Annotated in this window: 16 protein-coding genes and 1 pseudogene; 4 read left to right on the top strand and 13 right to left on the bottom strand. The window is 64.4% G+C overall.

What is annotated here, in order from left to right; all coding sequences use genetic code 11:
- Window positions 1–39 precede the first annotated feature (39 nt).
- Window positions 40–564: a hypothetical protein gene (locus tag H7I87_RS20060; protein ID WP_264002845.1), complete on the bottom strand. Its 525-nt coding sequence runs from the start codon at window positions 562–564 to the stop codon at window positions 40–42.
- A 128-nt stretch (window positions 565–692) separates the two neighbouring features.
- Here H7I87_RS20060 and H7I87_RS20055 point away from each other — a divergent pair, with 128 nt between their 5' ends.
- Window positions 693–1,778 carry an IS110 family RNA-guided transposase gene (locus tag H7I87_RS20055; protein ID WP_425270885.1) on the top strand — a complete coding sequence of 362 codons (1,086 nt, stop codon included), beginning with the start codon at window positions 693–695 and terminating at the stop codon, window positions 1,776–1,778.
- Window positions 1,779–2,097: 319 nt separating this feature from the next.
- On the opposite strand, the gene H7I87_RS20050 is transcribed toward H7I87_RS20055, so the two are convergent.
- The 5 genes from H7I87_RS20050 to H7I87_RS20030 all read right to left on the bottom strand — a co-directional run bounded on the left by H7I87_RS20050 (window position 2,098) and on the right by H7I87_RS20030 (window position 6,092).
- On the bottom strand, window positions 2,098–2,907 hold the full coding sequence (locus H7I87_RS20050; RefSeq protein ID WP_083071759.1) for an SseB family protein: 810 nt from the start codon (window positions 2,905–2,907) through the stop codon (window positions 2,098–2,100).
- 71 nt (window positions 2,908–2,978) lie between these two features.
- Window positions 2,979–3,680: a hypothetical protein gene (locus H7I87_RS20045; protein WP_139800217.1), complete on the bottom strand. Its 702-nt coding sequence runs from the start codon at window positions 3,678–3,680 to the stop codon at window positions 2,979–2,981.
- Between the two features lie 17 nt (window positions 3,681–3,697).
- A complete protein-coding gene (locus H7I87_RS20040; protein WP_244179170.1) occupies window positions 3,698–5,584 on the bottom strand; it encodes a hypothetical protein in 1,887 nt (628 codons plus the stop codon).
- 56 nt (window positions 5,585–5,640) lie between these two features.
- Window positions 5,641–5,877, bottom strand: a complete 237-nt coding sequence (locus H7I87_RS20035) for a hypothetical protein (RefSeq protein WP_139800219.1) — start codon at window positions 5,875–5,877, stop codon at window positions 5,641–5,643.
- Entirely contained in the window at window positions 5,877–6,092 is a 216-nt protein-coding gene (locus tag H7I87_RS20030; protein ID WP_083071762.1) for a hypothetical protein, read from the bottom strand. The genes H7I87_RS20035 and H7I87_RS20030 overlap by 1 nt, the downstream gene beginning before the upstream one ends.
- Before the next feature lie 551 nt (window positions 6,093–6,643).
- Here H7I87_RS20030 and H7I87_RS20025 point away from each other — a divergent pair.
- From H7I87_RS20025 to H7I87_RS20015, 3 genes are read left to right on the top strand one after another with little or no spacing between them, the layout of a single operon-like run.
- Complete coding sequence (locus H7I87_RS20025; protein WP_139800220.1) at window positions 6,644–6,838, top strand: hypothetical protein; 195 nt, start codon at window positions 6,644–6,646, stop codon at window positions 6,836–6,838.
- Between the two features lie 31 nt (window positions 6,839–6,869).
- On the top strand, window positions 6,870–8,000 hold the full coding sequence (locus H7I87_RS20020) for a sensor domain-containing protein (protein WP_083071763.1): 1,131 nt from the start codon (window positions 6,870–6,872) through the stop codon (window positions 7,998–8,000).
- Between the two features lie 44 nt (window positions 8,001–8,044).
- Window positions 8,045–8,590 carry a hypothetical protein gene (locus H7I87_RS20015; protein ID WP_208618408.1) on the top strand — a complete coding sequence of 182 codons (546 nt, stop codon included), beginning with the start codon at window positions 8,045–8,047 and terminating at the stop codon, window positions 8,588–8,590.
- Window positions 8,591–8,820: 230 nt separating this feature from the next.
- Here the strand turns inward: H7I87_RS20015 and H7I87_RS20010 are convergent, their stop codons facing one another.
- The 7 genes and pseudogenes from H7I87_RS20010 to H7I87_RS19980 form a co-directional block, all read right to left on the bottom strand.
- Window positions 8,821–9,921, bottom strand: a complete 1,101-nt coding sequence (locus H7I87_RS20010) for an FHA domain-containing protein (RefSeq protein WP_139800222.1) — start codon at window positions 9,919–9,921, stop codon at window positions 8,821–8,823.
- A 293-nt stretch (window positions 9,922–10,214) separates the two neighbouring features.
- A complete protein-coding gene (locus tag H7I87_RS20005) occupies window positions 10,215–11,216 on the bottom strand; it encodes a Gfo/Idh/MocA family protein (protein WP_083071766.1) in 1,002 nt (333 codons plus the stop codon).
- Window positions 11,213–12,340: a Gfo/Idh/MocA family protein gene (locus H7I87_RS29035; protein ID WP_244179171.1), complete on the bottom strand. Its 1,128-nt coding sequence runs from the start codon at window positions 12,338–12,340 to the stop codon at window positions 11,213–11,215. Before H7I87_RS29035 ends, H7I87_RS20005 begins: the two co-directional genes overlap by 4 nt.
- A gap of 133 nt (window positions 12,341–12,473) precedes the next feature.
- A complete protein-coding gene (locus H7I87_RS19995; protein WP_142277455.1) occupies window positions 12,474–13,448 on the bottom strand; it encodes a beta-propeller fold lactonase family protein in 975 nt (324 codons plus the stop codon).
- Between the two features lie 302 nt (window positions 13,449–13,750).
- Window positions 13,751–14,679: pseudogene (locus H7I87_RS19990) on the bottom strand (serine/threonine-protein kinase); the annotation flags it as partial.
- 174 nt (window positions 14,680–14,853) lie between these two features.
- Window positions 14,854–15,207: a hypothetical protein gene (locus tag H7I87_RS19985; protein ID WP_139800178.1), complete on the bottom strand. Its 354-nt coding sequence runs from the start codon at window positions 15,205–15,207 to the stop codon at window positions 14,854–14,856.
- 72 nt (window positions 15,208–15,279) lie between these two features.
- Window positions 15,280–16,110 (bottom strand): SdpI family protein, encoded by an 831-nt coding sequence (locus H7I87_RS19980; RefSeq protein ID WP_167380303.1) that lies wholly within the window; start codon window positions 16,108–16,110, stop codon window positions 15,280–15,282.
- Between the last annotated feature and the right edge of the window lie 116 nt (window positions 16,111–16,226).

Raw genomic sequence — 16,226 nt, 5'->3', positions numbered from 1 at the left:
CCATCGCGATGTTCCTCTCGGTAGTGATTCTTGGTCGTTTCACCACAGAGACTCACGCGATGGCCCTCTTACGTCAGGGACCGACACGCCGCCATCACTTACACCACTCCCCGGGACGCTCCCAACGCGTTGGCGCAACTGCTCACTGGGAGCCTCCTCTGGGGGGAGGCCTTGTGCATGGTCGAGCACGTATTGCGCTGCTGCCTGAATATCGCTGGCGCAGTAGCCCTGCGAGCAGACACCAACATAGTCGAGCAGGACTTCAAGGTAGGCGCAGCGTTGCCAGAACGCGCCCAAAGGCTCGGCATTGAGCAAATGCGACAGATGACGGCAGTCGCGCTTATTGCACAGGAAGTAGACCACCCACCAGTTGCCGGGTTCGCCGAGCATACTCAACTTGTGTGTAGTGAGCTCCTCAAGCCACTTGCTTTCAACCTCTTTGGGCACCGAGAAGCTTTCGTATTCTGCCTCGACGCCGTCACGTGACATGTAGAAGCGCGAGCCGTCGTAGTTGAAGAAGATTTCGCGCGCTTTCGCAAAATCGCGCCCGGTCAAATCTGCCACGCCCTCATCCCCTGATGTGAACGTGGTTTAGACGGGTATGAGGAGGCTGGGGCCTCCGTTCACATGTGAACGTGGGTTGCCGACAGGGTGGTCCTGGCCGGTAGAGCCACAAGATGTGGGAGGCCCCAGTGAAGGTTCAGCGTACGAGCATCGGGTTGGATGTGCACGCACGATCGATCGTGGCGTGCGGCTTGGATGGGGACACCGGTGAGGTGTTCGAGCGGCGGTTATGCCCGGATCACCGGGAGGTCCTGGAATGGATCGGTAGGTTGCCGGCTCCGGTGGCGGTCGCCTATGAGGCTGGCCCGACGGGGTTCGGGCTGGCACGGGCGCTGACGTTGGCGGGAATCGATTGTCGGGTCGCCGCGCCGTCGAAGTTGCAGCGCCCAGCCGGGGATCGGGTCAAGACCGATGCCCGTGATGCGGCGCATCTGGCTCGGCTGCTGCATCTGGGCCAGATCGTCGAGGTCGCGATCCCGACGGTGGAGCAAGAAGCCGCCCGCGATGTCGTGCGGGCTCGCGAGGATTGTCGGCGAGATCTGCTGGCAGCGCGCCAGAGGGTATCGAAACTACTTCTACGACAAGGGATCATCTACTCCGGTGGCCAGGCATGGACCGGCAAACATCAACTGTGGCTGCAAGCGCGGCGGTTCGAGGCCGCACCGCTGCAGTGGGCCTATGACACCGCGCTGGATACGCTGCTGGCCACCCTGGATCGACGCAAGCGTCTGGATGCCTGGATCGATCAGCTGGCCGCTCAAGGCGACTACACGCCGGTGGTGCAGCGGCTGATGTGTCTGCGTGGGGTTTCCACGCTGACCGCGTTCGCGCTGGCGGTCGAGATCGGGGACTGGTCGCGGTTGACCGGTCGCTCGATCGGGGCTTACGTGGGGTTGGTCCCTACCGAGTCGTCGTCGGGAGCCACCCGGTCGCAGGGGTCGATCACCAAGACCGGCAACGGGCACGTACGGCGGCTATTGGTCGAGGCGGCCTGGCATCACCGCAAGCCGTATCAGCCGTGGAGTCCGACGCTGCGCCGGCGTTGGGATGCCGCCAGTCCAGCCGCTCGTGCCCGCGGCCAGCTGGCCAACCGTCGGCTTCATGACCGGTGGCGGCGTTTCGATGCTCGCGATAAACGCGCTGGGGTGGCTAATACCGCAATCGCGCGGGAATTGGCCGGCTGGTGCTGGTCGCTGGCGGTCCTCGACAACTGAATACCAGCCCCTGAATGTCCGAACCTGACACCGGTGGTGACGGCAGCGGCCTGTGAAGTGACCCGCGAGCGCACTATGAGCAATCACCTTGTCCTGCAAGGGAAGATGACGCTCGAAAATTAGACCTGCGCGCCCACTCCAGCCGAACAGTCCGTCCTGCGGTAACCAACCCGCGAATATCAGAATTGACACCGCGTCGAAAGCCTCGACACGCTCGCCACCACCGACGGCACGGTTCGGCCAACTGAAGCGGGCGCCTCGCGACGACGGTCACCAGGCGCCCGCTTCCCCCTGCCCACTTGACAAAACTCTCTACATATCAGTGCGCACCGGCGGCGTGGTCGGGGTCGCCGCCGAACAGTTCGGTGATCGAGAATGCAATGTGGGGCCGGGCGGGGTTGATGACGATTCCGCGGTGGCCTTGTTCGCGGAGGCGGCCGAGAACCTGGTGGGTGGTCAGCGCCATGACCGCATCGGCGGGGTTGTAGGCGACGACCTCGGGCGCGCTGGTGAAAGTGAGCAGGCTCGAGCCCTCGTCGTGCTCTAGTACGCGGATACCGACCTTGCCGGCCACTGAGTCGTCGGCGCCCATCAGCAGCGGGCCGTCTTGCCGCAGCACCTGCAGCACCGCCTGGCGGTCGATTAACCCGTCGCTGAAGTCGGCCAGGGCTTTCTTGAGGGTCTCGTTGTTCGGGTTGCGCAATGCGAAGTCAATCTCAGTCGCCGAAAGCGCACACGTCGGCCCGGCGGGATCGACGTAGAGCCAGGCGTAGCCCTGGCTGCGGGCGAACTCTAGTGTCGCTACAGCGGATTGGACCAACGACTGGGTGGCGGTGCCAGGCGGGTGCCCGCGGGCGATCTCCTCGTTGCGGGTGAACGCGAACAACGCTTTTCCGCCGTTGGGGCCGCTTCCCCCGTGAATTCTCAGCTCGGATCCGTGGGCGAACAGGGTACCGGTGAGCGCGCTAGAGCCGGTGGTGTCGAGAAGCAGCTCACCGTACATGCACGACCGCAACACGTCGTAACAGCGTTGTTGGCCGGGCTGCGCGGCGAACTCGGCGACGGCTCGTCGCAGCACCGAATGATCGACCAGGCTTACGGCGTTGGCCTCGTCGTTTCGGCTTGTCATTGCTGCATGGTTCCTTCCTTCCCGAAAAGACGTCCTCCCCGCTATTCGTCGGAGGTCATTTTCGGGCTGGGTCACTGGCCTTCGATGCTGGGCAAGAACTGGACGATTTCGGCCACCGTGTAGCGGGCGTCGTAATACTGGGCAACATCCCAGAAGGCGATGACTTGCTCGGTGATGGCATCACTGAGCAAATCCATGAGGGTGTCGATGTCATTTTCGAACCACGCTTCGAGGATGCCTGAGTCCGGCGCGGCCTCCAAGACTTCGTAGTCGCGGGCCGGATCGGTGGGGATGCGTTTGTTGTGTTGCTCGGTTTCGCCGATCCGCAGAATTCCACGCGTTTCCACGCCGATCTCCTGGGGCTCGGCTGTGGGTTTGCGCTTGCGCGGCGGAATGCGGCCGGGTGGAGGCGCCGCAGGATCCGGCGAATCGCGCCAAGCGACGACCCGGTGGCGACTTGATCCGGTGGCGGCGGCCATGGCGTCGATGCCCCCGGCCCGGTCGATGGCGGCCCAGCGTTCAAACCAGAACGTGTCGATGCGCGGCGGCCATGTATTGCGGGCGACCCAGCGGGCGATGGTCGAGGTCGCGTAACGCCGCCCGGTCCGAGTCTCGATGCGGCGCACCATCTCCTCTCGTGCACGGCGCGCTGCTTCGGCTCGGCGGCTGCGGGCATTGACGTCGGCCCAGGCGCGGCCCAGCTCGTTTAGGCGGCGCTCCACGAGATCGTTGAAGCAGTCCTGGAACCGCGGCCCTGTGGGTTCCTCGGCCATCTGAGCCCATCTCATGGCTAGTGCCGCACAACGTTTTTGAGTCGGTAACTGCCGTTTGTGCGCACACCGTCGCGGAGGGGATCCTCGAGGAGGCTCAGGTCGAATTTGGCGGGAACCCGGTAGAACCACGCGTCTGCCCACCACCCGACTGGGTACACCCCGTGGTCGTTGGCGATGCGGACGGCGTATTTCATCGCGCGGGCACGGGTTACCGCCTCGATCGCGGCGTACCAGGCCGGCTGTTGGAGATGAAGGAGCGGATACTTCCAGCTTCCTTCACCGACGGCTTCCAGCCGGCCGAAGAAGCTGGTGTAGATCGCTTTGATCATCTCGGTGTAGTCCTCGCGGCCAGCGGTGACGGCTTCGATGCGCTTGCTGCGCAGCTCTTTAGCGAACCCTTTGAGCCATTGATGCTGCTCGGGCCACACCCAGGCGGAGTCGATTTGCAGTTCGGCCCACGAAATCCCTGCCCCACCGATCTCGGGAGCGGCCGTCAACTGACGGACGTCTGCGGTGGTCGCCCACCAGGTGGTCGGTTCGTCCCACCGCATCGCCGGATGCGGCAGCGGCAACTTTCGGTGCAGCCCGCAAAGTTCGGTCGCCGCCGGCGTCGTCACCTGAAATACCCCGAAGGGTGGGTGGGGATCGTTGAACACCGACGGGTCGGGCGATTGCCAGTCGGGCTTTCCGTAGCCGAGGTACAGGCCCTCCGCCGACGGTAAATATGCGGCCTGCTGGTCGACCTCGACATCGACGGTGTTACCCCGTGGACGGTGTGGGGTCTTTTTGACCCGGACGCCCCGGCGCCGTGCAACCCCGCCGTCTTCGGTTTCGGCGCCGGTATCGACGCCCTCCGGACCCCACCACTGGTAGGGCATTCTTCCTGTCGAGGTGATCTCGATCGGAAGTGGGCACGGGACCAGTTGCGGCGCTGCGCCTTTGGTGTTCTTCGGCTTCGGTTTCGCGGTGCGCCGTTTAGCTTCCTCGATGTGCGCGCCGACCTGGGACCAACGCGGGGCCGGCAGGGCTCCTTCGATGCCGTAGAGCCACGCGATCCTGTCGCCGAGCAGGTGTGCCGCCGACTCCTCGTCGTCGGGAAGTTCGGTTTCTGTTCCCTGGATGCCTGCCACGCCGCGGTCCATCGGCCGCGATGGCGACGGGTCTAGGGGTAGATATGGAATCAGCACGATGTCGGCGCTGCGGGTCTCCCCGCCATGGATTTGGGCGTCGAACTCGCATGTGAACCACCCGGATTTGTGGTACTTGACGGTGCAGTCGAAGAACGCCGCGACCACGCCGGGTAACTCGCTGTCGACCTGGCCGTCGATCTGAAAACCGATGGCCTCCAACGCCTCTGGGAAAATCCACAATTGCGGGTCAGAGCCGCCGGGAGGGGTTGACCACCGCCGCCTGCAGACGACCTCCCCGAGCCGCGCCGGCGAGGTCAGCGGCCCCGATTTGACGACTCCCGAGGGGGTGACAAGGCCCTTTGTTGTGACAAGCAGAACACGCTGATCGACACCGCTAAGGTCCACATCGCTCCATTGCCGCGACTTCAACGGCCAGGCATCGCCGGGCGGCGCCTCGGGATGGGCATCCGTTGCAACAGGTGTTTCGCCTTGCGGACGGCCTGCCGGGGCGGCGGTAGTCACGGCGCCTTGATCGCGGCGCTGCTCTTGCGTGAGTAGGTAGCGCTGCACCGTGCTCTCCCACCATCCTCGTGTGCCGCCCTGGTGGGGGTCGCCGGTAACGATGTCTTCTGGAGGGAAATCCGCGGGGATTCCGCGCCCTAATTGGGTGGCGACCTGTTGGCGTGACAGAGCCTGCATGGGCTCGTCGACCTTGTCGGCGTGTTGCTCAGTGAGCACACACACGACGTCGGCGGCCTCCTCGCTGTCGTGCACGCGCCAGGTTCCTTCCGGGGTGACCAGATACACACCTGGGCCTGGGGGTGAGGTCATCACTGGCTCCCTGCAAGCGCGGTTCGAGGTGGCGGTGCACCGCGAAGAAACTCGGGGTTCTCGTTCCATTCGTAGCCCGGCCAACGGACAGCGACGAGGTCGCGGTTGGGATTGGGACCCTGCAGGTCCTGGCTGGTGATGAGTCCGCCGACCGCGTCAGTGCGCGCCACAACGGTTCCAATCGTGTTGGGATCGCTGGCAAGGTAGACGCGGTCCCCCGGTCGATATGTAGCCATCAGCGCTCCTTGTTTGTCGTCGGGGTGGTGCGCGCCAACACCCCAAAAGGCGGGTGTGGATTGTCGAACGCCGGTGGCTGCTCGAGCGTGACCCCGGTGGGCTTTGCGTCGCCGTGGTGGAGGTCCTGCGCAGCCGCCAGGTATGCCGCCAGCTGGTCGACTTCGGGATCGGTTTTGTTGTTCATGATGCTGTGGTCCCCCAATGTGTTGTTCATCAGCGTGTTGGTCTTGGCGGTGGCGGAAGTTGGTCAGCCAGGCCGGTGGGCAATTTCCCCTGCCGCCACTTCACCCGCAGTCCCTCGATTGCGGCCGCGGTACGGCCGAGCTGCAGGGCCGCGTCCGGGACCGTCATTGTGAGGTCCAGTGCGGTTTTTGCGTCGTCGATGGTCCATCGATGTCTGTGGTGGGCCGCGTTTGCGGTCCGCTCGGCGCGGCGACGGGTGTAGCTGCGCCGTTCGGCGTTGCTCTTGCGGCGTCGGCGCTCACCTGAACCGGGATCGTCTTGTCGCGCAGCCTGCTTAGGACTGTCACTCACCCCGATGATGTTACCCCTCATACTCATTACATATTGGTAATGAGGGGCTTGTGTCTTGGTGTCGGTGGCTTACTGATTTGTGCAGGGGCCCCGTCGCGCTGGTGTCCGCCACTGTGTGGGTGTACTTCGCGTTTCCGCGCCAGCAGCGCGGCGATGAGTCAGACGATCCTGCCCGAGCCGACCGCTCCGCCGGCCGCGCCGGGGCCCGCTGGTGTTGGCCGGACTAGGCGAATGGATGCGAAGCTGGCGCTTGCGACCCACGCCAGCCTTGAGGCGCAGATCGATCTGCTGCTACAGAATTATCCAGAATCAGACGATTGCTCACATGGTGTGCCGCTACAGGTCGATTGCTATCCCCGTGAGCAGAAATATCCTTCTAACTGGGGTGATGCGGTAGAACGAGGCCTATTGCGTCGCGATCTATAACTATTGCGCCTGCTACGGTTATTGTGGTTGAATGCTGTTGCATCGGGGCCATGCGGAGGTGGCTCCCACACCTGACAAGGAGTGCCGCAAGATGGCCCACCCCCTCGTCCCACAGACCCAGCAGCGTGGCCACGCCGGATATGGCCCGTCCAACAACCAATGGTCCGAACAGCCCACGGTCGCGTATGGCCACCGCCCCTACGCCCGCCACGCTGGCATTCCCGCCCACCCCTGGCGGCCACCAACGCCGCCGAACCCGAGCGCCGGCTATATGGGCGCAGCGACACCGACTGCCGTGGGCCCGTGGAGCGCTCCCAACGGCTGGGGCGCACCTGACCCCTGGTGGCCGCAGCCCCTGTTTGCCGGCAACGGCCGCAGGACGCAGCGGTGGTGGATTGCCGCAAGTGGAGCAGCCGCGGTGGTCGCGGCCGCCGCTGTCGCGGTCGTCGGTTTCACTGCTGGCCACGGTGACTCTCACACCACGGCATCCGGCGGTGTTCACGTTCCTGCCCCGCCGGTGAAATCTGCTCCACCGGCGCCGACCGCGGCGCCGACGCCGAACTCGGCGCCGTCGGCTGGATCGCTGGTTGACGACTCGGCACTGCCTACCCTGGTACCCCGCATCGCCCAGGTGAGCCGGGTGATGGGCTCGGCCGCGATGGAGCCGATCGACAAGTTAAACGGGCCGGGCATGTTCGCTGACAAAGCCAACCCAGCCGAGTGCGCCGGCGCGATCCTTCCGGCAGCCGCAACCACATACTCTGGCTCAGGGGCGCGGTCCACCTACGTGCAGGCGCTACACGACCAGGACCCGAGCACGCCAATCACCGTGTTCAACGCAGTGACTACCTTCATGACGGAGTCGGCGGCCGCGGCCTTCGTCAACCAGCAGCCCAGCACCTGGCAGGGCTGCCAAGCGGGCCCGATCGTGTTGGATCCCGACAAGGACAAGCCATTGACCTGGACGATCCGCAACGTCGCGCAGCGCGACAACATGCTGAGCGCGAACACGTCTCTAGGCGGCGCGCCTGCAACCTGCCAGCGCGTGATGACCGCGAAACGCAACGTTGTCATCGATGTGACGGCGTGTAGCGGTAATCCAGGAGACTCCGGCGTGGCCTTGGCTTCGATGATCGCCGAGCGCATGGGTCAGCCTGCCTGATGACGACCCCCAGAGACCGGTTCAAAGGCGCTGCGGGTGTGAGCATGACGCTTGCTGCTGCGGCCTTGGTTGTGGTCGCACCGACCTCGATGCCGCCGGCGGCGGCCGCCCCGCAACAGTTTCCCGACTTGGGCAGCTACAGCTCCGTCAACGCGGACGATTACACGACCTACCACTCTTACATGACGGCCGGTGTGCAATTCGCAGCACCGGGCGGTTACCGATGCCGGATGAGCTTCACACACAAGCAAAATGGGGCACATATGCAATGCTGGGGCTCCCTGCCCGGAACCTCCTTCAACCACGTAGGACTGGACTATCTCGGTGGGGCGACCACGGCCGGCGCCGCGTTTTCCGACGTCGACCTCTCGCAAATCGAAACCGTCCCGCCGGGCCCCGGCGTGGCCGGCGGGACTATCAACCCGCAGGACTACAAGCCTTTACCCCCGCACAGCAAGGTGACATATACAGATGGACCGTTGCAGACGTGCGCCGTCGATTCCGCAATGACGGCATGTGAGACGACAGACGAAGAATTCGGCCAACAACACGGGTTCGTCCTGTCGCCCGCCGGAAGCTGGACCTTCTGACCCCCCGGGCAGCCAGCGCGCAGGTGGTGTACGGATCGCGACCGGGCGCGGCAACCAACGTAGGCGCCGCATCCGAGCCCGCACCGAAGACGGCTTTGTCCGGTTTGACTCGCCAATGCTGCAGCAGTGCCGCCGCGGCCTCTGAATTTTGCGACCGAGCTTCGGCGGAATTCCGGTAAGCGGTTGAGGACGTCCGCCGCCACAAGCTGGCGAAGTGACGGTTGGTGCACTCAGCTGAGTGATAGTTGTGCGATCAGGGTCTCAATGGCGCTGCTGGCGCCTGGCGGAATCGGACGCTCTTCCTCGACTGCCGTGACGACGTCGACCGCGACCCCTGCAGCGTAGGCGGCTTCCTCGGCGCTCAGGTCCGCGCGATGCCGTGCCGCATACAGTCGTTGACCGATAGTTGCAGCTGGTGAGCGTGCGGCCTTTAGCATCATGTCTTTATAGCTGCGGCGCACCGTGCTCAGCGACCGGATCACAGAAGGGGCGCCCTTGGCGGTGCGAGCAGCATTGGCCGCTACCGACTCCAGCTTGCGCAGGTCGGCGAGGATAGCGGTAGCTTTCGGCGTGAACTCCGGATCCGATGGTTTGGGCAGCTCTTCGATAGTCGCCGTGATTGTGTGCATGGCCAGTTCGACGGCCTCAGCCATAAGTGGTGCTCGCACCGTGTTGGTCGTGATCTCGGTGGTCTCATTGTCCGGCTCGGGCTGTTCTCCGAGTCGGATGCTCGTGATCCAACCCGGTGGTTTCTGCAGAACTTCTTCGAGCTTGGCCAGCGTTCCGCGCCTGGGCCAGCTGCGGCCCTTCTCGAATGCGATGAGTGCGCCGGCGTTGATGATCTTGTCCCTGGCAAGGCCGCGTTGAGTGATATCGAGTTCGCGGCGGCGGGCGGCCACTGCGCGACCGGCCCGCAGGATATTGGGGTCGATCTCACCTGTGTCGATGCTGGTTTCATCATCGTCTTCGACGGTCTGGGGTGCGGCTTGGGTCTGGGTCATGTCGGCTGGGTCGCCGGGTGCCACGGTCACCGCGATGCCATTGGCATCTCCAAGATGCAGTGTCATATGGCGGGCGATCAGCACTGAGCTGCGCCGCCCTCCGTCGACGAAGACGCCGTTTCTGCTGGTGTCGATGGCGTGCCAGCCATCATGGCGCGGCTCTAGCCGCAGGTGGGAACGCGAGATGCGCTCGTCATTGATCCGGATCGCGGCCGACGGGTCTCGGCCGATGACGACGGCCCCGTCCATGGGGTTGAGGGTGTGCGACGCCGTTCCGATACGAACAGTAAGCGTTGCCGGTGCTGGCGGCGCAGCTTGGTCAACGGTCACTGCGAACTCCTTCCATCGCTGCTAACACCCCTTCACTGCTACAGATTCACGCTTTGCCCTGCCGCTAGATGCTACAGGTTATAGCACGAGTACACATGTACCGGGTAGAAGAAATGCTGCGGTTTCCGGACGTAGGCGCTCACCCGGTGCACGTCAGAGCCATATTCGATTCGCCTGCGCTTGCCCGATAGCTGTAGCGATCGGGCATCAACTCTATTGCATTGCGCACCTAAGCGGGTGAGCCGACGAACCCTGCGTTGGCGTACGGGGTGGCGCGTCGTCGTTTGCGGTGTTTACCGCGCGGCGCTAACGGCGGTTACCGGCTGCGTGTGACCGCTGGCCAGCGAGGCCAGGGCTGCATCAATGACGGTGTTGGTGGCATACCCGTCGTAGGCTGTCGCTCCCTCGGTGGTGGATTTGGCGGCCACCGCGGCCAGCCAGGCGGCGTCCTGGGAACGGTAGGCGCGATGGAAGCGTTCCATCCAGGCGTCGGGCGTCGGGCGGGCGGCGCGACCATCGGCCGTCGCGCGGTCAGTCTGGGTGGGCGAGGCGAGCGTGAGTGCACCGCCGCTGGTGACGATGTCGCAGCCGATGTCGTACTGCAGTCCGGGCCCGCGGCCAAGCTCCATAACCCCAAGAACTCCTGAGTGCGTGGTGAGTGTGACGACAACGGTCACCGTGGATTCGTCCTGGCTGGTCTTGGCTATGACCGAGACCTCTTTGACTTCCTCGCCGCTGAGCCAGCGGAACAGATCTATGTCATGGGAAGCGGAGCTGCTGATGAGCTGCTGCTCGTCAAAGTTGATGACGGCCAGTGGATTACGGTGGCGCTGGCTGATCAGGACGGGCTCACCGACGCGGCCAGAACGTAATGTCCTGTGAATGTACTCGTAGTCGGCGTCATAGCGGCGCATGTAGCCAACTTGCACTAACTGGCGGCCGCTGGCCCGTTCGGCGTTGACCAACTGCAACGACTGGTCGGCTGACGTGGTGAGCGGCTTCTCACAGAGCACAAACAGGTTGCGCGCGATGCACGCTTTGACGATTTCGTAGTGAGTGTCGTCAGCGGTGGCCACCACGACGGCGTCGACGTCGGCGTTGTTCACACAGTCCAGCGGGTCGTGGAAAACGGTAGCTTTCGACACCTGAGCGGCGGCGCGTTCGGCGAACGGGACATGACTGTCGGCCACGGCGTTGATCTGTGCCTGCGGTTGCAGGCTCGCGAAGATCTCCAGGTGCGCCATACCCATATTGCCCAACCCGATCAGGGCGAGCCGCACCGGCGCGGTGCTCACAGCGAAGTTCCTGAAACCGAGTGTGGTTCAAGGGAATCCGCAGCAACTAGTGGCTGGTCACTGGCTACCTGTGTCCACTCACCGGTGGAAACTGAGGCAGCGACCGCGGCGTGAATCGTCGCCGCCCTCAAACCGTCAGCGAATACGGGCAGCCCTTCGGGTGCGGTGCCGGTGAGAATAGCCTCGTAGACATCTGCGACGAAAAGGTTAAAGCAGTCCTGGTACCCCTGCGGATGGCCAGGGGGCAACAAGGAATAACGGGCGCTGCGCGGATCGAGCTCAGCCCCATCTCGCAACAGCACCGTGTTGGCGCCCAGGCCGCCAACGATGAGCTCATCGGGACTTTCCTGGTTGAACTGCACCGCAGTCTTACGACCGTCGAAAGAGAAGAACAACCGGTTTTTTCGACCCGGCGAAGCCTGACTGACGACGACACTTCCGACCGCTCCTCGGTCGGTGCCAAATACGACCACAGCACCGTCATCCTGGCCGTCGCCACGCTGGCGTGCGGCGCCTTCCATCGCGAAGACAGCGCTGATGCGATGGCCGGTCACGAACTCCATCAAGTCACACCAGTGCGACCCGATGTCGGCGAAGGTCATTGAGATACCGCTTTGCGCCGGATCGGAGCGCCAGCCGCCCGGAGCAGCTTTGACCCTATGGTCTTGCAGGTAGCCACCATGCATGAGCCACACCGCCGAATCGGCGATACGGCAACGCGCTTCGCGCACCATCGCGTAGAAGCGGTAGATGAACGACACAGCCGCCACCGTGCCCGCGTTTTCAGCAGCCTTCACGAGGGCGGCAGCGTCGCCAACCGTTGTTGCCAACGGCTTTTCGCAGATGACGTGCTTTCCCGCTGCCAAGACTGCGGCGGTCTGCTCGAGGTGCAGATTGTTCGGTGTGCAGATGTGCACGACATCGACGTCATCGGCGGCGAAGATTTCCTCTACGGTGGCGGCGCGCTCCGCGCCGAGGCGCTGCGCGGCGCGCTGACTGCTTTGCGGGGTACTGCCACTGACCGCGGCGAGCTGGCCGCCGGCACGATGTACGGCGTGGGCGTGCACCGAGCCAACCATCCCAGCGCCGATGATTGCGCTGCGTGGTGGTTTTGGCTGGCTCACCGCTGATCTCTTTCTTCGTGAGGCGGGTTCTGTGTGCCGAAATCGTATAGAACTCGGGTTGGCTGTCGCACGCTCGCTAGCTGGTGTCGAGGCAGTGGCCCCGGCACTGAGTGCAAGCCTGTTTCCTGCACTGCTAGGACTGTCCCGGCTCGATCACCGACAAAGTGTTGTCGTTGTTGCCGGTGTAGACGATGTGGGTGGTGGGGTCGACCGCCACCGAGAACGTGTCTTTACCAATTCTGATGGCCCCGCTGACCGTGAGGCTGCTGGTGTCGATCACGGCCAACTCACTGTCATGGTTGGCCGAGTAGGCCGTGTGGACCGCAGGGTCGACAGCCACCCCGTACGGGCTGTTCCCGATGTGGATAGTGGCGACAACGCGTTGCTTGTCGAGATTGACCACAGAAACGGCGCCTTGGGCCTCGTTCGTGATGTAAGCCGTGTGGGCGGCGGGGTCAACAGCTACCCCCCGCGGGTCGTTACCGACGGGAATGGTGGCGGTGACGGTCAGTTTGGTGGTATCGATCACCGACACCGTGCCGTCGCTGCTGTTGGCGGTGTAGGCGGTATGGCTGGTGGGGTCGACAGCCACCCCGTACGGGTTTTTCCCGACAGGGATGGTCGCGACCACGCGGTGGCTATCAAGATTGATCACCGAGACGCTGTAGTCCCACATGTTGGCCACATAGGCCGCGCGGGTGGTCGGGTCGATCGCGACACCCCACGGATCGGTGCCGACTTTGACGGTGGCAGTAACCGCGTGGCTGGTGGTGTCGATCATCGACACGGTGTCGTCGCGGTTGTTGGCCGTACAGGCGGTGTGGGTGGCCGCGTCGACCGCCACCCCAACCGGTCCGTTGCCGACCTTGATGGTGGCGGTGACAGCGCGGCTCACAGTGTCGATCATCGACACCGTGCCGTCGCCATAGTTCGCGGTGTAGACGGTGCGGCTGGCTGGGTCGGCCGCCACCGCTTCCGGGCGTTTACCGACGGGGATGTTGGCCGCGATGCGCGCGATCGACGTTGTACCCGGTCTGCTGACGGTAGCTGGTGGGGAGTTGTCGTGACGGTTGTTGAGCCAGTGGATCATCGCGGTTGCTGCGGCCACGATGAGGACAGTGGCGGCAGCGAGCAGGGCGATCCTGCGGCGGCGGCCGGCGCGTGGCGGCGCTGTTGTGGTGGCGGCCGTGACGGTGGGATCCGCCGCCTCGGCGGCCGTGGGTGTGGGAGACGTGTCGGCGTGGCGCTGGGGTGCGCTGGCTAGTGCTTGGCGGGCGGCGGCGGAGAGCTCCCCGGCTCGTGGGTAGCGGTCGTCGCGGTTCTTTGCCATCCCGCGGGCGATGACCTCGTCGAAACCGGCCGGGATACCCCGGTGTTGGCTGGGGCGGGGAACCGGCGTGGCTAGGTGGTGAGCTCCCCGGCTCGTGGGTAGCGGTCGTCGCGGTTCTTTGCCATCCCGCGGGCGATGACCTCGTCGAAACCGGCCGGGATACCCCGGTGTTGGCTGGGGCGGGGAACCGGCGTGGCTAGGTGGGCGGCGATCAACCCAACCCGGTCGCCGGCTTGGTAGGGCGGGGCACCGGTGAGGCACTCGTAGAGCACACAGGCCAGGGCGTAGATGTCGGTTCGATGGTCGATTTCCTCGTCGGCGAATCGTTCGGGAGCCATGTAGGCGAAGGTGCCGACGGTGGTGCCTGCCGTGGTGAGTTTGGCGTCGGTCGCGGCGTTGGCCAACCCGAAGTCGACCAGGCACGCAAAGTCCTCCTCGGCGAGCAGGATGTTGGCGGGTTTGACGTCGCGGTGCACGATCTGCTCGNGCCTGCCGTGGTGAGTTTGGCGTCGGTCGCGGCGTTGGCCAACCCGAAGTCGACCAGGCACGCAAAGTCCTCCTCGGCGAGCAGGATGTTGGCGGGTTTGACGTCGCGGTGCACGATCTGCTCGGCATGCGCAGCATCGAGAGCTGAGCCGATCTGGCGGACGATCGATACGGCCCGCGGAGGATCTAGCGGCCCGTCCTCATCGAGCACGGTGCGTAGGTCGGTGCCCCGGATCAGCCGCATGTCGATGAAAAGCTGTCCGTCGATCTCCCCGTAATCGTGGATGGGCACTACGTGCGGCTCGCTCAGTCTGCCGGCGGTGCTGGCCTCTCTGAACAACCGCTCGCGAAACAGCGCGTTCGCCGATATCGACGCCGGCAACAGTTTCAGCGCGATGGTGCGGTTCTTGTTGGTGTCGTAGGCCTCATATACCTCGCCGAACCCGCCCCGGCCCAGCAGACGCTTCAGCAGGTAAGGGCCGAACTGGGAGGTGGCACGCCAATCCGCGGTGGTGTCGCCCACCGGCGGCTCGTCCACGAACAGGACCTCCTGGCAATCGCGTGATCCTTCGCAGTTCGAGTTTAGGCGTCGAGCACAGGTGCGGTCGGAGCTTGCGGGGGGCCTGCGAGCTGGGCCGGGGTTTGTCGGGGGTCTGATTGCTCGGCCATGTCGGCGACTTACCTCTGTGCCGAGGGGTCAGCGGCCGAGCGGCCCAAATTCGAGCCAACGGATCTGGGAGGACTCAAACCAGGCGAGAATGTCTGCCGCCAATTTCTGTCGGGCATCGGGTGAGCGTTCGTCAAGACGCATCCGTTCGCATTCGTTGCTGCTGAGTAGCGCGGCGATGCCTTCCGTGGATTCTCCCCTACTCAGCGCAGCGGCGATCGTTGGCGCGTATGAGTCGTATTCGTCTGCGGCATACGGAAATACGCCCGAGATACCGATGGGATCCCACTTCCAGTGCAGAATCTGGCGGAGCTCGTACTCACCGGTCTCCTGCCACCAACGGGCGAACTCGACCGCATCGAGCCGATTGGCCTCGCGTGCCACGTCGCCAGCGTACGACCCATGAGCCCGCCACCGGCCCACACCGTCGCGTCGACGGCGCCAACCGCGCGCCCGTCAGCAGGCAGTGGCGCGAGCCACGCTGTCGGCATGTATGCCGGCGATTATCACCGCGACGATCAGCAGAACCAGCATTGCCATGACCACGACGACAACATCCCATGGTGAGCGATTCTTGATCGCCGCCACCACGGCAAACAGAATGCTCAGCGCGAGGAAAGGGCCGTAGCCGAAAAGAACCCAGCTAAAGCCCGCTTTCTGGGCGGCGTACCACGCCGGCAGGCATGCGCGTGTGGTCGAATCCCGGAATCCGAAGGTGTTATTGGGCTGTAGTTGATGGTGAATTGCCAGGACGTAGCCGTCGACCAGGGTGATGAGAAGGAATGCTGTTGCTGCACATGCTGTCACGGCAATGATCCACCCGAAGATGGTCGTCGCGCGTTCAGAAAATGGCCCGGTGATGCTGGTCATCTCGATGCTTTGGCTTGCCGCGCTGCGGAGCCCGGTGTGGTCGTCGGCCGCTCTGGCGGCCCTGCTGGCGATGATCGCGGTGCAGATCATCAGCGCGATGAGAGCAACGAGGCCGCAGCTGCCGGTGAAGATGACGACAAGTCGCCAACCGTGCAGGGCGACCGCGACCAGCGCAGCGCACGTGGCGGCGTTGAAGAGCAGGTACAGCGGCGCCAAGCGGACCGCGGCGCGGTTGCCGGCCACCCAGGACTGCTCGCTGCGCAGTGTCGATGGGGTGCGTATGCCGAGATACGGATTGCGCGCGAGCCCACCCCGTGCCGCGCGCGACCAGTTCACGATCATCAGCACGCTGATTGCGGCCAGGGTGATGCCGAAGAGCCCGGCAATCCACAGCGCCTGAACACGTACCGGATCCATGCGTTCTCCTCGCCGAAGGCCAACGTCGGCTACCTGCTTTTGGCAGTTTGCCCTAGGAAGACCGTCCCCACCGGCTTGGGTCGCGCACTCACGCTTGCAGCCTCTTGTCCAGCAGT

Source organism: Mycobacterium timonense, from assembly GCF_025821985.1.
Classification (GTDB): Bacteria; Actinomycetota; Actinomycetes; order Mycobacteriales; family Mycobacteriaceae; genus Mycobacterium; species Mycobacterium avium.
Note: the sequence above shows the minus strand (reverse complement) of the source record. Positions and strands in the feature narration are given on the sequence as shown.